Source organism: Paracidovorax sp. MALMAid1276 (assembly GCF_049198005.1).
Taxonomy (GTDB): Bacteria; Pseudomonadota; Gammaproteobacteria; order Burkholderiales; family Burkholderiaceae_C; genus Acidovorax.
Map to the genome: position 1 here is coordinate 16376 of NZ_JBMIRS010000105.1, position 13622 is coordinate 29997.

Genomic DNA, 13622 nt, shown 5'->3' on the forward strand with positions numbered 1-13622 from the left:
TTGGGGGGATGGGCGAGACCCGTCCCAGGTGCGGGACGGTGACCCCGCTGCGGTTCAACGGGCTTACGGATACAGCCCGCGCATTTGCCGCGCGTGCAGGATGCGCTGGCAGGCCACGATGAAGGTGGCGGTGCGCAGGCTCACCTTGTGTTCTTGCGCCACCTGCCACACGCCGGCAAAGGCCTCTTGCATGATGCGCACCAGGCGGGCGTTGATCTCGTCCTCGCTCCAGAAAAAGCTGGAGAAGTCCTGCACCCATTCGAAATAGCTCACCGTCACGCCGCCAGCATTGGCGATCACGTCGGGCAGCACCAGCACGCCCTTGTCGTTCAGGATGTCGTCGGCCTCGGGCGTGGTGGGTCCGTTGGCGCCCTCGATCACCAGCTTGGCCTTGATCTTGCCCGCGTTGTGCTGGGTGATCTGGCCTTCGAGCGCGGCGGGGATGAGGATCTCGCAGTCCACGCTCCAGAACTCCTCGGGCTTCATCGTGTCGGCGCCCTTGAAGCCTCCCACGCCGCCTTTCGCCTTCACGTGCGCTAGCAGGGCGGGCACGTCCAGGCCCTTGCTGTTGAAGATGGTGCCGGTGTGGTCCTGCACCGCCACCACTTGGGCGCCGGCTTCGGCAAACAGCTTGCCCGCAATGCCGCCCACGTTGCCGAATCCCTGCACCGCCACACGGGCGCCTTCCACCTGCAGACCGGTCAGCTTGGCCGCCTCGATGCCCACGGTGAACACGCCGCGGCCCGTGGCTTCCACGCGGCCCAGCGACCCGCCCAGGTCCACCGGCTTGCCGGTGACCACGCCGGTGGCGGTGGCGCCCACGTTCATCGAATACGTGTCCATCATCCAGGCCATGACCTGGCCGTTGGTGTTCACGTCGGGCGCGGGGATGTCCTTGGAGGGGCCGATGATGATGCCGATCTCGCTGGTGTAGCGGCGCGTGAGGCGCTCCAGCTCACCCATCGACAGCGTCTTGGGGTCCACGCGGATGCCGCCCTTGGCCCCGCCGTAGGGCACGTTCACGGCCGCGTTCTTGATGCTCATCCAGGCCGACAGGGCCATCACTTCGGACAGCGTCACGTCCTGGTGAAAACGCACGCCGCCCTTGCCCGGGCCGCGGCTGGTGTTGTGCTGCACGCGGTAGCCCTCGAAGTGGGCGATGGTGCCGTTGTCCAGCTCGATGGGCACGTCCACGATCAGCGCGCGCTTGGGGCGCTTGAGCGTCTCGACCCAGCGCGCCAGGTCGCCCAGGTACGGCGTGACGCGATCGACCTGCTGCAGATAGATGCCCCAGGGGCCGAGGTTGTCGGCCTGCAGGTAGGAGGGCAGGGTGTGGACGGCGCCCGCGGGGGTGGCGGCGGCTGCGCCAGAGGATGACGACATGGTGGATTCCTTGTGGGATCAGATCAGGCCGCGAAGCTTATGCCTGTGCCCGCAGGCTGTCCAAGGCCGGAGTGTTTGGGTGTTATGCAAACGATGCATAACCACCGGAAAGCGCCTGTTCATGCGGCATTGCAGCATCGGGTGGCCGCCTCGGTGCGGCCTCGGCACGGTCTGCAGGCCGCGCCGAGGCCACCCTGGCGCAGGGCGCCATCGAGCCCTATTCAACCGTGAAATGCGTGAGCGCCGGGTCGCCCGTGGGGTAGCGCAGATCCAGGCTCTGCAGCACGCTGCGCAGCACGGTGGCGATCATCAGGTTGCGGTGCGTCTTGGAGTCGGCGGGCACGATGGTCCAGGGCGCCCAGGGCGTGTGCGTGGCACCCAGCAGCGTGTTGTAGGCGCGGCGGTAGGCGGCCCACTGCTTGCGCACCTCGATGTCGCCCATGCTGAACTTCCAGTGCTTGGCCGGGTCGTCCAGCCGCTCCTGCAGGCGCTCGCGCTGTTCATCGGCGCTGATGTGCAGCAAGAACTTGAGCACGATGGTGCCGGTCTCGCTGAGCATGCGCTCGAAGTCGTTGATGTGCGCCAGCCGCTGCTGCTGCTGCTCGGGCGTGATCCAGCCGTTGACCACGGGCACCAGCACGTCCTCGTAGTGGCTGCGGTTGAACACCGTGATGTCGCCCGCCTGCGGCACCTGCTGGTGGATGCGCCAAAGGTAGTCGTGCGCCCGCTCCGTTTCGGTGGGCGCCTTCCAGCCCACGGCCTTCACGCCCAGCGCGCTCATGCGCCCGAACACACCGCGGATCGTGCCGTCCTTGCCCGAGGTGTCGGTGCCCTGCAGCACCACCAGCAGCTTGTAGCGCTTGTCGGCGTAGAACAGGTTCTGCAGCGCATCCAGCTCCACCGCCAGCTCTTCCACCGCCGCCTTGTCCCGGGCCTTGTCGCCCACCGAGAACGGCTTGGCGCCGGGGTCGATGTCGTCCAGCGACATGTTCTGGCCCGGCGGCTGCCAGGGCGCGAGGCGCTGGGCCAGGTCGGGCGGGGTGGCGGCAAACGATGGCGGCATGGGCAGTCTCCGGGGAAGCGGCGCCGTGCGCCGCGGGGGTTGAACGCGCAAACACGTACTCGACGATACACGCAGTGGCTGAGGGCGGGGTCGTGGGCGGGGTCAGGGTGCGGCCGATCTGGCGGTGGGTCGCCGCGGCCTCGCAGGCACGGCGGGCGCCAGCTGCTGAAGGGCCGGCACAGGGTGCTATACAAAACATAGCTATCAGCGCTTTGCAGTAAAGCGCTGGCGGCACTTTTCATTCAATATTCAGGCCAGGCCGGCGCCCTGCGGTGCCGCTGGTTCGCGCATCAGCGCCACAAAGCGCGCCGCGCCCAGCCCCAGCGGCCGTTCCTTGGACCACACCACGTCCACCCACAGCGCCGTGCCGTTGCTGAGGTTCTCGAACGGCATCTCCACCAGCGAACCGGCGTCAATGCGCGGCTGCACCAGCGCGCGCGGCTGCCAGCCCCAGCCCAGGCCCGCCTCGATCAGGCCCAGCGCGGCCAGGTGGTTGTCGGTGCGCCACTGGTGGCGGGCAAACACGAAGCGTGGGTCGGTCTGGCCCAGGTCGCGGCTGGCCACCACGATCTGGCGCGTGGTGGTCAGGTGCTCCTCGCGCAGGCGGGCGCTGCCCGGTGGCTCGCCGCGTGCCGTGGCGGCGGCGCGGGCGGCGACCAGCACCGGGTGCTGTGGCGCCATCACCGCCACCAGGGTTTCGGTGCCCACTTCCTGAAAGCCCTCGCGCCCGTCGATGCTGGGCCGCTCGAACACCAGCGCCAGCTGCGCGCGCCCGCTGTGCAGCAGCGCCAGCGCATCCACCTGCGGCGCGGCCAGCACCTCCACCTGCAGCAAGGGATAGTCCTGCGCCAGCGCGGCCAGGGGCCCCGTCCAGCGCGCAGCCAGCAGTTCGGGCGCAATCGCCAACGTAAGGCGCTCTTCCAGGCCCTGGGTCAGCGCCAGCGCCTGGGCGTTGAGCTGCTGCAGCTGCCCGGCCAGCAGTCGGGCCTGGGGCTCCAGCGCGCGGGCGGCGGCCGTGGGGCGCGGCTCGCGCCCGCTGCGGTCAAACAGCTGCACGTCCAGCTCCGCCTCCAGGTGGGCGATGGTCATGCTCACCGCCGAGGGCACGCGCGAGAGTGCACGCGCGGCCGCAGAGAACGAGCCGTGGTCCAGCACGGCCAAAAACACCTGGACGCTATCGGAATGGAAAGCCATGGCGGGCGCCGATCTATCAGAAAATCTGAAACAAGCTGACTTTAAGTGTCAGGCACACAAATATAAAGTCCGGGCCCATGGACTCCTCGAAACCTGTGCTGTTTGGACTGCAAGGCGCCCGGCGCCGCCTGATTTACGTCACCCTGTACGAACTGATTGCCATTGGCGCCGCCACGGTGGGCCTGGCGCTGCTCACCGGCCAGGGCGCGGGGCACTCCAGCGTGGTGGCGGTGGCGGCTTCGGCCGTCGCCATCGTGTGGAACATCGTCTTCAACTGGGCCTTCGAGCGCTGGGAAGCGCGCCAGCCCGTGCGCGGGCGCAGCGTGGCGCGCCGTGTGGCGCACGCCATCGGGTTCGAAGGCGGGCTGGTCTTCACGCTGGTGCCGCTGTTCGCCTGGTGGTTTGGCGTGAGCCTGTGGCACGCGTTTGTGATGGACCTGGGGCTGATCGTGTTTTTTCTGTGCTACACGTTTGTCTTCAACTGGGCGTTCGACCACCTGTTTGGGTTGCCGGCGTCGGCAATGGCGGCCTGAACCTCTCCCCTGTGCCCGTGGGCGGTATGCGCAGGCGTTGAACGCCCGGCAGGGCGTCAGGTGCGCTTGAGCCCGAGCACCTGCAGTTCGGCTTCGCTCAGGCGCGACAGGGCATCGGCGCGCAGCTTGTCCAGCTGCGTGCGGTGGCTGAAGTCCAGGTCGACGCCGCGCACGGCCTGGTTGCTGTCGCCGTCCAGCATGTAGGCCTCGCCGTTGGATTCGTTCTTGAGCAGCCACATGCGGCGCACGGTGCCGCGTTGGCCCCCATGCGTTTGTTGCGAGCAAAAGCCATCGGCGTCCGACCGGCGCGTGAACGCCGCCTTGAGAAACTCCTCGCCCAGCAAGGTCACCCACACGCCCCAGCCCTCCTGCAGGCTGGCCTCGAAGCGCTGGCCCGGCTGCTGGGTGGCCACGTAGTGGGCGGTATCGACAGGGTGTTTCATGGTGTGCAAAGTGGGGCGCAAGACGCAGGGCGATCTTACCGCCGGGCGCCTGGCGGGACGGGCCCAAGGGGCGTGATCGTTGCCCCGCTTGGCCTACGCCCTGGGCGCGCTGTGCCAAGAGGCGCGCACGGCCTCGGAGCGCGGTGGCGTGGCGGCTGCGCCACCACGTAAAATCCCGCCCTTGCCCAAGGAGCGTTGCAGCGGCCTCACCGCCATGGTGAAAAAAGCCGTCAGGCTTGGGCACTCCAAAAGCTATTCAAGCCCCACCGCAACGACGCTCACCTGTATGTCCGCTGCCCCTGCACAGGTGAGTCCTATGTCTTCCGCTGTAACCCTGCCCCCCATGAAGCTGTCCGGCCTGGAGCCCGTCTCCATTGGCGAGGGCACCTTGTTCGTCAACATCGGCGAGCGCACCAACGTCACCGGCTCCAAGGCGTTTGCGCGCATGATTTTGAACGGCCAGTACGAAGAGGCCCTGGCCGTGGCGCGCCAGCAGGTGGAGAACGGCGCGCAGGTCATCGACATCAACATGGACGAGGCCATGCTCGACAGCAAGGCGGCCATGGTGCGTTTTCTGCAGCTGATCGCGTCCGAGCCCGACATCGCGCGTGTGCCCATCATGGTCGACAGCTCCAAGTGGGACGTGATCGAGGCCGGGCTGCGCTGCATCCAGGGCAAGGGCATCGTCAACTCCATCAGCATGAAAGAGGGCGTGGAGAAGTTCAAGCAGGAGGCGCGGCTCGTCAAGCGCTACGGCGCCGCCGCCGTGGTGATGGCGTTCGACGAAGTGGGCCAGGCCGACACCTTCGCGCGCAAGATCGAGATCTGCGAACGTGCCTATCGCGTGCTGGTCGATGAGGTGGGCTTTCCGCCCGAAGACATCATCTTCGACCCCAACATCTTCGCCGTGGCCACCGGCATTGAAGAGCACAACAACTACGCGGTCGATTTCATCGAAGCCACGCGCTGGATCAAGCAGAACCTGCCGGGCGCCAAGGTGTCGGGCGGCGTGTCCAACGTGTCGTTCAGCTTCCGCGGCAACGACCCGGTGCGCGAGGCCATCCACACCGTGTTCCTGTACCACGCCATCCAGGCGGGCATGGACATGGGCATCGTCAACGCGGGCATGGTGGGCGTGTACGACGAGCTGGAGCCCGTGCTGCGCGAGCGCGTGGAAGACGTGGTACTCAACCGCCGCCCCGACGCGGGTGAGCGCCTGGTCGAGATCGCCGAGACCGCGAAGAGCGGCGCCAAGGACGAGAGCAAGAAGCTCGAATGGCGCGGCACGCCCGAGCACCCCAAGACCGTGGGTGAGCGCCTGTCCCACGCGCTGGTGCACGGCATCACCGACTTCATCGTCGAAGACACCGAAGAGGCCTACCGCGCCATTCTGGCCAAGGGCGGGCGCCCGCTGCATGTGATCGAAGGCCCGCTCATGGACGGCATGAATGTGGTGGGCGACCTGTTCGGCGCGGGCAAGATGTTTTTGCCTCAGGTGGTGAAAAGCGCGCGCGTGATGAAAAGCGCCGTGGCCCACCTCATTCCCTACATCGAGGAAGAAAAGCGCCAGGACGAGCTGGCCGGGCGCGATGTGCGCAGCAAGGGCAAGATCATCATCGCCACCGTGAAGGGCGATGTGCACGACATCGGCAAGAACATCGTCACCGTGGTCCTGCAGTGCAACAACTTCGAGGTGGTGAACATGGGCGTGATGGTGCCCTGCCACGAGATCCTGGCGCGCGCCAAGGTCGAGGGGGCCGACATCGTGGGCCTGTCGGGCCTGATCACCCCCAGCCTCGAAGAAATGCAGTACGTGGCGGGCGAGATGCAGAAGGACGACCACTTCCGCATCAAGAAGATCCCGCTGCTGATTGGCGGCGCCACCACCAGCCGCGTGCACACGGCCGTCAAGATCGCGCCGCATTATGAAGGCCCCGTGGTCTACGTGCCCGACGCCTCGCGCAGCGTGAGCGTGGCCCAGAGCCTGCTGGGCGACGGCGCGCAGAGCTATGTGGATGAACTGAACGCCGACTACGACAAGGTGCGCACCCAGCACGCCAACAAGAAGCAGACGCCCCTGTGGCCGCTGGCCAAGGCCCGCGCCAACCGCACGCCCGTCAACTTCAGCACTTATGTGCCGCCCACGCCGCGCCTGCTGGGCCGCCGCGTGTTCAAGAATTTCGACCTCACCGAGCTGGCCAAATACATCGACTGGGGCCCGTTCTTCCAGACCTGGGACCTGGCCGGTCCTTACCCCGCCATCCTCACCGATGAGATCGTGGGCGAGCAGGCGCAGCGCGTGTTGGCCGACGGCCAGGCCATGCTGAAGAAACTCATCGAAGGCCGCTGGCTCAGCGCCAGTGGCGTGCTGGCGCTCTACCCCGCCAACAGCGTGGGCGACGACATCGAGTTCTACACCGACGAGACACGCACCGAGGTGCTGATGACCTGGTACGGCCTGCGCCAGCAGACCGAAAAGCAGGTCATCGATGGCGTGACCCGCCCCAGCCGGTGCCTGGCCGACTTCGTGGCGCCCAAGGACAGCGGCATCGCCGACTACGCAGGCCTGTTCGCCGTCACGGCCGGCCTGGGCGTGGAGAAGAAGGAGCAGGCCTTTGTGGATGCGCTGGACGACTACAGCGCCATCATGCTCAAGAGCCTGGCCGACCGCCTGGCCGAAGCCTTTGCCGAATGCCTGCACCAGCGCGTGCGCACCGACCTGTGGGGCTACGCCGCCGGTGAGCAACTCAGCAACGACGAGATGATTGCCGAGAAGTACCAGGGCATCCGCCCTGCGCCTGGCTACCCCGCCTGCCCCGACCACAGCGCCAAGCAGGAGCTGTTCCGCGTGCTGCAGTGCGAAGAGATCGGCATGGGCCTGACCGAGAGCCTGGCCATGACCCCCGCCGCCAGCGTGAGCGGCTTCTACATCGGCCACCCCGACGCCGTGTACTTCAACGTCGGCAAGATCGGCGAGGACCAGCTGCACGACATGGCCCAGCGCCGGGGCATGGAGGAGACGCTGCTGGCGCGGCTGCTGGCACCGAATCTGTGAACTATAAAAATGATAGCTCTCAGCGCTTGATGGATAAGCGCTAAGGGCAATTTTCATTCATCAAACGGCCCCTGCATGCAGGGGCCGTTCTGCTGGGGGCGCCGCTTTCCAAGCACGGTCGTCGGCCGTTGTGCACCCCACCGTCGTAGGGATGGATTTTGGGCGCGGCTGGCATGTAATGGCTGCCGCCTCTGCAAGGCTTTGGCCGTGCCTGCGCCTCTGCGGCTCGCGCATTGGCACCGCGTGCGGAGGCGGCAACTGCGGCATCGGGTGGCCTGTGGCGCCGATGCCTTCCCATACACATCACGACGGGGCACCCACATTTCCATGCTGCGACTTCCTGGGCTTTCGGGGCGCGGATTCAGCCTTTGGGCTGCGCGCGTGGGTGCGTTCATGGCGCTTGCGCTGGCCTTGGGCTGGTCGGGGCGGGCCGCAGCCCAGCACACGTCGACCGAGTGCCCGCCCCAGACGGCGACGGTCACCAGCGGTGGCTCGGTCACGATCAACATTTCGGACTGCGCCTACAACATCGGGTTTGCTGGCAGCGGTCTGGTGGATGGTGGTTCTTATGGCCCGCCGGACTTTGAGGACCACGGCACCGGAACGCTGCGCATCACCGGCGGGCAGTGGTTTCTGGACTACAGCCACAACGGCACCAGCGGCATTGGCGGCACCGATGTGTTCGAGTTCTCGGATGGGTCCTACTACGGCGACGGGGACGTGCGGGTCACGATCACCATCACCGCGTCGGCCTCGCCCATCACGGTCACGCCGGGCACCCTGCCAGCGCTGAAAGCGGGAACGGCGTTCTCGCAATCCCTGTCTTCGTCCGGCGGACTTGCACCCTACACCTATGCGCTGCAAAGTGGCGTGCTGCCTGTGGGCCTGAGCCTGAGCGCGGGCGGCGTTCTCAGCGGAACACCCACCCAGCGCGGCGGCTACTCGTTCAGCGTGCGCTCCACCGACGCCACCACACCCACGCCCCAGCACACCGACAAAGGCTACACCGGCACCGTGGCCAACCCCACGCTGACCCTGACCACGCCCAGCGGTACGGCGGGGCAAGGTGTGCCGTTTTCGCAAACGCTGGCCACATCGGGCGGGGTGGCTCCTTACATTTACCAAATAGAGACGGGGAGCCTTCCGGCCGGCATCTCCCTGTCGGGCAGCGGCGTGGTCAGCGGCACCACGGCGGCCGCCCCGGGCAATTACCCGGTCACGCTGCGCGTGACGGACTCCAGCGCCGGGCCGGGCGTGTACTTCGAGCTGGAAAACTACACCCTCACGGTGAGCACGTTGCCCACCCTCAGCATCACCGATGTGTCAGCCAACGAAGGCAACGCTGGCACCACCAACTTCGTCTTCACGGTCAATCTGAGCGCGCCTGCTGGCGCCGGTGGTGTGAGCTTCGACATTGCCACCGCCGACGGCACGGCGGTGGCGGGCGTGGACTACGTGGCCCGGAGCCTCACCGGCCAGACCATAGCGGCCGGCAGCAGCAGCTACATATTCACCGTGCAGGTGCAGGGCGACACCCTGCGCGAGCCGAACGAGACCTTCTTCGTCAACGTCACCAACGTCTCCGGCGCCATCGTGGCCGATGGCCAGGGCATGGGCACCATCGTCAACGACGACCCGCTGCCCAGCCTGTCCATCAACGATGTGAGCGTGGTCGAAGGCAACGCGGGCACCACCGCCGCCGTGTTCACCGTCACGCTCAGCCCCGCCAGCGGCGAGACCGTCACGGTGAACTACGCCACGGCCAATGGCACGGCCGCCCAGCCGGGCGACTACACCGCCGCCAGCGGCACGCTCACCTTCACCCCGGGGCAGACGGCGCTCACCATCACCGTGCTGGTGAATGGCGACACCCAGCCCGAGGCCAATGAAACCTTCTTCGTCAACCTGAGCGGCGCCACCAACGCCACCATGGCCGACAACCAGGGCGTCGGCACCATCACCAACGACGATGTCCCCGTCTCGGTCAGCCCGGGTGGGTTGCCTGGCGCTGCCGTGGCCGCCGCCTACAGCCAAGCCGTGTCCGGCAGCGGCGGTTCGGGCAGCTACACCTTTGCCGTCACGGCCGGCAGTCTGCCGGCGGGCCTCACGTTGGCGCCCGGCGGCCTGCTCAGCGGCACGCCCACGGCGGGCGGCACCTTCCACTTCACCATCACGGCCACCGACACCAGCGCCGCGCCCGGCCCCTACACGGGCAGCCAGGCCTACACCCTGCTGGTGGGGCCGCCCACGCTCGGCCTGGCGCCTGCCAGCCTGCCCGGCGGCACGCGCACCGTGGCTTACAGCGCCACGCTGGCGGCCTCGGGCGGCACCGCGCCGTACAGCTACGCGGTCACGGCGGGCAGCCTGCCGGGCGGCCTCGCGCTCAGCGGGGGCGGCGCGCTCACGGGCACGCCCACGGTGGCGGGCAGCTTCAACTTCAGCATCACCGCCACCGACAGCAGCACCGGCACCGGGCCCTACACCACCACCACCGCCTACACCGTGGCCGTGGCCGAGGCCACGCCGGTGGCGAGCAATTCGGCCCACACGGTGGCCCACAACTCGTCGGCCAACACCGTGCCGCTGAGCCTGAGCGGCGGCCCGCCCAGCGCGCTGGCCATCACCACCCCGGCCGTGCACGGCACGGCCACGGTCAGTGGCACCACCATCACCTACACACCCCACGCGGGCTACGCCGGGCCCGACAGCTTTGCCTACACCGCCACCAACGGCGCAGGCACCTCGGCCCCCGCCACGGTCAGCATCACCGTCAGCGCGCCCACCATCGTCGCCACACCCGCCGGGGCCGACACCGCCACGGTGGGCACCGCGTTCAGCCGCACCTACACGTGGAGCGGCGGCGCCGCGCCCTACACCGGCATGCAGGTGCTCAACCTGCCCGTGGGCCTGTCGGTGACCGCCACGACGGCCACCACCGCCACGGTGTCAGGCACGCCCACCACAGCAGGGGTGTTCAACCTGGCCTTGTCGGCCACCGACAGCAGCACCGGCACCGGCCCCTTCAGCGGCGGCGCCAACGTGGCGCTCACGGTGGCCGCGCCCACCGTCGCCATCACCCCGGTCACACTGCCCGATGCGCCCGCCCACACCGCCTACAGCCAGGCCCTTGCCGCCACCGGCGGCATTGCGCCCCACAGCTTTGCCGTCACCGCCGGGGCGCTGCCGCCCGGCCTGACACTCAGCGCGGCGGGCGTGCTCAGCGGCACACCTGGCGGCGCGGGCAGCCACAGCTTCACCGTGACCGCCACCGACCACAGCGGCAACACGTATACCGGCAGCCAGGCCTACACGCTGCAGGTCGTGGCCAGCCGCACCTACACCGGCGCATCGCCCGCAGGCGGCGGCGCCATCACCGCCAGCTTCACCGGCGGGGGCGCGGCCTGCGTGTTCGCCAGCGCGCAGTTCATCCCGCTGGCCGGGCATGCGGCCAGCCCGCCAGCGGGCTCGGCACCGCAGGGTGTGCAGTTTCTGCACGGGCTGTTCGACTTTGCCACCACGGGCTGCACGCCCGGCAGCACGCTGCAGTTCACCGTGACCTACCCCAGCGCGCTGCCCGGCGCAGCGCAATACTGGAAGTACGGGCCCACCGCAGGCAACGCCACACCGCACTGGTACACCGTGCCCTCCACCGTGGCGGGCGCAGCGATCAGTTTCAGCATCGCCGACGGCGGCCTGGGCGACGACGACCTGGCCGCCAACGGCACCGTGGTGGATGCGGGGGGCGCGGGCTTTGGCGCCGGCAGCGGGACCATCGGCGTGCCCGTGGGAGACGGGCTGCCGCTGTGGCTGACGCTGGCCGTGCTGGGCGCCGCTGCCTGGCAGCGCGGCCGTGCAGCGCGCGGCCGGCGCTAGTGCAAGGGCTTTGATGCTACTATTTTGGTAGCTGACAGCGCTCGACCATCAAGCGCTGGAGCCTGTTTTCATTCAAAAATATCCAAGCTCAGACCGGTACTTCACGGCCGTGCGGGTGCAGCGCCGTCGGGCAGTTTTGCGATGACCTTGATTTCGAAGTCAAACCCGGCCAGCCAATTCACGCCCAGCGCCGTCCAGTTGGGGTAGGGCGCGCGGGGAAACACCTCGTCCTTCACAGCCAGCAGCGTCTCGAACTGGTGCTCGGGGTCGGTGCTGAAGGTGGTCACATCCACGATGTCGTCCAGCCCGCAGCCGGCGGCCTGCAAGGTCGCCTTCAGGTTGTCGAAGGCCCGCCGCACCTGGGCCTCGAACTCCGGCTCTGGCGAGCCATCCTCGCGGCTGCCCACCTGGCCCGAGACAAACAAAAATCCGTTGGCGCGGACAGCCGGCGAATACCGGTGGCGCTCGTACAGGGCCTGGCGGCCGGAGGGGAAAACAACATCACGCTGGGTCATGAAAAGCTCCTGGTTGCATGGTTCATCGACGGATGGATCGATGAATGGATGAATCGCTGATCGGATGCGATGAAGGAACTGTAGAAGCGCCCGCCACGCCGATAAACACGCAACTGCACGCACCACTGTTCTTAAAATCCAAACAATCCTTCAACGACCAACCGGGGCCCGCCATCGACCGCTTTGATGCCATGCTGGCATTTGCCCGTGTGGTGGAGACCGGCAGCTTCACCAAAGCCGCGCTGACGCTGCACATGAGTCGCACCACCGCCACGCAGCTGGTGCAGCAGCTCGAAGCCCGCCTGCGCGTCAAGCTCTTGCACCGCACCACCCGGCGCGTGCAGGTCACGGCCGACGGTGCCGCCTACTACGAACGCGTGGTGCGCCTGCTGGCCGAGCTGGACGACGCGGAGACCAGCCTTTCCAGCGCATCGGCCGCACCCCGGGGGCGCCGGAGGGTGGACGTGCCCAGCCCGCTGGCGCGCCTGGTCCTCATCCCCGCGCTGCCCGCGTTCCATGCCCAGTACCCCGAGATCCTGCTGCACCTGGGCGTGAGCGACCGCCCGGTGGATCTAATCGGCGACAACGTGGACTGCGTGGTGCGCGGCGGCGCCCTGACCAACCCCGCCCTGGTCGCGCGCCATGTGGGCGACCTGGAACTGCGCGTGTACGCCGCCCCCAGCTACCTGCAACGCGCAGGCACGCCCGACCACCCCAGCGCGCTGCAAGGCCCACACCACCGCACCGTGGGGTTCCTGTGGGCGCGCACCGGCCGGTCCCTGCCGTTTGACATGCGCCGCGGCCCCGAACGTGTGCAGGCCCAGGGCCACGACATCTGCGCCGTGGACGACGGCAACGCCTACCTGGCCGCGGGTCTGGCCGGCCTGGGCGTGCTCTGGCTGCCCGACTACATGGCCCGGCCCCACGTGGCGGCCGGTGAGCTCGTCCCGCTGCTGCAGGGCTGGACGCTGGACCCCATGCCCCTGTACGTGGCCTACCCACCCCATCGCCACGTCAGTGCCAAGGTGCGCGTGTTCATTGACTGGGTGGTGGGGCTGATGGCGGTGCATGCGCCTGTGCAGGGGCATGGCGCGCGGCCCTGAGCGCATCGGTGTGGCCGCCATGCGGGTTCAGAATCCCGGGTATGCAAGAAATGAACAAGACAATGACGCAGTCCAAGGTGTGTCGCCCTGCGGCCGCCGCGGCGGTGCTGCTGCTGGCGGCGGGCACCGGCATGTTTGCCATCGCCGCCGACTGGGCCTTCGGCTATCGGCCCATCCAGGCGCATATGGCCGTGTATTCCGGCGGCCTGGGCGATCCGGCCCCGCCCACGGGGCAAGAGGCCAAGGTGTCCTTCCACGTGCAGGGCGCTGCCGCACGGGAGCTGTTCGATCGTATGGGCCCGGACGCGAAAGACGTGTGCGGAGCCGACGCCACCACCCGGGTCCGCAGGAGGGACCAACTGGAATGCATCCGCTACTCAGCGAGCAACCACAGCTGCTACTTCGGCTTCGACCTGAAAACCGGCAAGAGCATCGGCGGAAGCATTTGCTGAAGTGATGG

The 13622-nt window shown here is 68.0% G+C and carries 10 protein-coding genes and 1 riboswitch; of the genes, 5 read left to right on the plus strand and 5 right to left on the minus strand.

Translation table 11 applies throughout. The features are described from left to right. Positions 1-63 precede the first annotated feature (63 nt). From ACOQFS_RS07220 to ACOQFS_RS07230, 3 genes are all read right to left on the minus strand, one after another. On the minus strand, positions 64-1383 hold the full coding sequence (locus ACOQFS_RS07220) for a Glu/Leu/Phe/Val family dehydrogenase (RefSeq protein WP_421562223.1): 1320 nt from the start codon (positions 1381-1383) through the stop codon (positions 64-66). Between the two features lie 217 nt (positions 1384-1600). Beyond that, complete coding sequence (locus tag ACOQFS_RS07225; RefSeq protein WP_421562224.1) at positions 1601-2446, minus strand: PPK2 family polyphosphate kinase; 846 nt, start codon at positions 2444-2446, stop codon at positions 1601-1603. Between the two features lie 249 nt (positions 2447-2695). After that, positions 2696-3640 (minus strand): LysR family transcriptional regulator, encoded by a 945-nt coding sequence (locus ACOQFS_RS07230; RefSeq protein ID WP_421562225.1) that lies wholly within the window; start codon positions 3638-3640, stop codon positions 2696-2698. Positions 3641-3717: 77 nt separating this feature from the next. On the opposite strand from ACOQFS_RS07230, the gene ACOQFS_RS07235 reads away from it, so the two are divergent. After that, positions 3718-4173 (plus strand): PACE efflux transporter, encoded by a 456-nt coding sequence (locus tag ACOQFS_RS07235; RefSeq protein ID WP_421562226.1) that lies wholly within the window; start codon positions 3718-3720, stop codon positions 4171-4173. Between the two features lie 56 nt (positions 4174-4229). Here ACOQFS_RS07235 and ACOQFS_RS07240 read toward each other — a convergent pair whose 3' ends face one another. Continuing rightward, a complete protein-coding gene (locus tag ACOQFS_RS07240) occupies positions 4230-4616 on the minus strand; it encodes a hypothetical protein (RefSeq protein WP_421562227.1) in 387 nt (128 codons plus the stop codon). Positions 4617-4797: 181 nt separating this feature from the next. Further along, positions 4798-4903, plus strand: a riboswitch (S-adenosyl-L-homocysteine riboswitch). On the opposite strand from ACOQFS_RS07240, the gene metH reads away from it, so the two are divergent. Together metH and ACOQFS_RS07250 are read left to right on the plus strand one after the other, a co-directional pair. Then, positions 4903-7671, plus strand: a complete 2769-nt coding sequence (gene metH, locus ACOQFS_RS07245; protein ID WP_421562228.1) for a methionine synthase — start codon at positions 4903-4905, stop codon at positions 7669-7671. It overlaps the preceding riboswitch by 1 nt. A gap of 327 nt (positions 7672-7998) precedes the next feature. Next, on the plus strand, positions 7999-11544 hold the full coding sequence (locus ACOQFS_RS07250) for a putative Ig domain-containing protein (protein ID WP_421562229.1): 3546 nt from the start codon (positions 7999-8001) through the stop codon (positions 11542-11544). 101 nt (positions 11545-11645) lie between these two features. Here the strand turns inward: ACOQFS_RS07250 and ACOQFS_RS07255 are convergent, their stop codons facing one another. Next, complete coding sequence (locus ACOQFS_RS07255; RefSeq protein ID WP_421562230.1) at positions 11646-12059, minus strand: RidA family protein; 414 nt, start codon at positions 12057-12059, stop codon at positions 11646-11648. Positions 12060-12232: 173 nt separating this feature from the next. Between ACOQFS_RS07255 and ACOQFS_RS07260 the strand changes: the two genes are divergently transcribed. Both ACOQFS_RS07260 and ACOQFS_RS07265 read left to right on the plus strand, forming a co-directional pair. Continuing rightward, the gene (locus ACOQFS_RS07260) at positions 12233-13162 is read left to right on the plus strand and encodes a LysR family transcriptional regulator (RefSeq protein ID WP_421562253.1); all 930 of its coding nucleotides are present in this window, start codon (positions 12233-12235) and stop codon (positions 13160-13162) included. A 50-nt stretch (positions 13163-13212) separates the two neighbouring features. Continuing rightward, positions 13213-13614, plus strand: coding sequence for a hypothetical protein (locus tag ACOQFS_RS07265; RefSeq protein WP_421562231.1), 402 nt, complete (start codon positions 13213-13215; stop codon positions 13612-13614). Positions 13615-13622 lie beyond the last annotated feature (8 nt).

What these genes read in the sequence shown, in the direction of transcription:
- ACOQFS_RS07220 (WP_421562223.1), bottom strand. Translation starts at nt 1,383, where the DNA reads ATGTCGTCATCCTCTGGCGCAGCCGCCGCCACCCCCGCGGGCGCCGTC.
- ACOQFS_RS07225 (WP_421562224.1), bottom strand. Translation starts at nt 2,446, where the DNA reads ATGCCGCCATCGTTTGCCGCCACCCCGCCCGACCTGGCCCAGCGCCTC.
- ACOQFS_RS07230 (WP_421562225.1), bottom strand. Translation starts at nt 3,640, where the DNA reads ATGGCTTTCCATTCCGATAGCGTCCAGGTGTTTTTGGCCGTGCTGGAC.
- ACOQFS_RS07235 (WP_421562226.1), top strand. Translation starts at nt 3,718, where the DNA reads ATGGACTCCTCGAAACCTGTGCTGTTTGGACTGCAAGGCGCCCGGCGC.
- ACOQFS_RS07240 (WP_421562227.1), bottom strand. Translation starts at nt 4,616, where the DNA reads ATGAAACACCCTGTCGATACCGCCCACTACGTGGCCACCCAGCAGCCG.
- metH (WP_421562228.1), top strand. Translation starts at nt 4,903, where the DNA reads ATGTCCGCTGCCCCTGCACAGGTGAGTCCTATGTCTTCCGCTGTAACC.
- ACOQFS_RS07250 (WP_421562229.1), top strand. Translation starts at nt 7,999, where the DNA reads ATGCTGCGACTTCCTGGGCTTTCGGGGCGCGGATTCAGCCTTTGGGCT.
- ACOQFS_RS07255 (WP_421562230.1), bottom strand. Translation starts at nt 12,059, where the DNA reads ATGACCCAGCGTGATGTTGTTTTCCCCTCCGGCCGCCAGGCCCTGTAC.
- ACOQFS_RS07265 (WP_421562231.1), top strand. Translation starts at nt 13,213, where the DNA reads ATGAACAAGACAATGACGCAGTCCAAGGTGTGTCGCCCTGCGGCCGCC.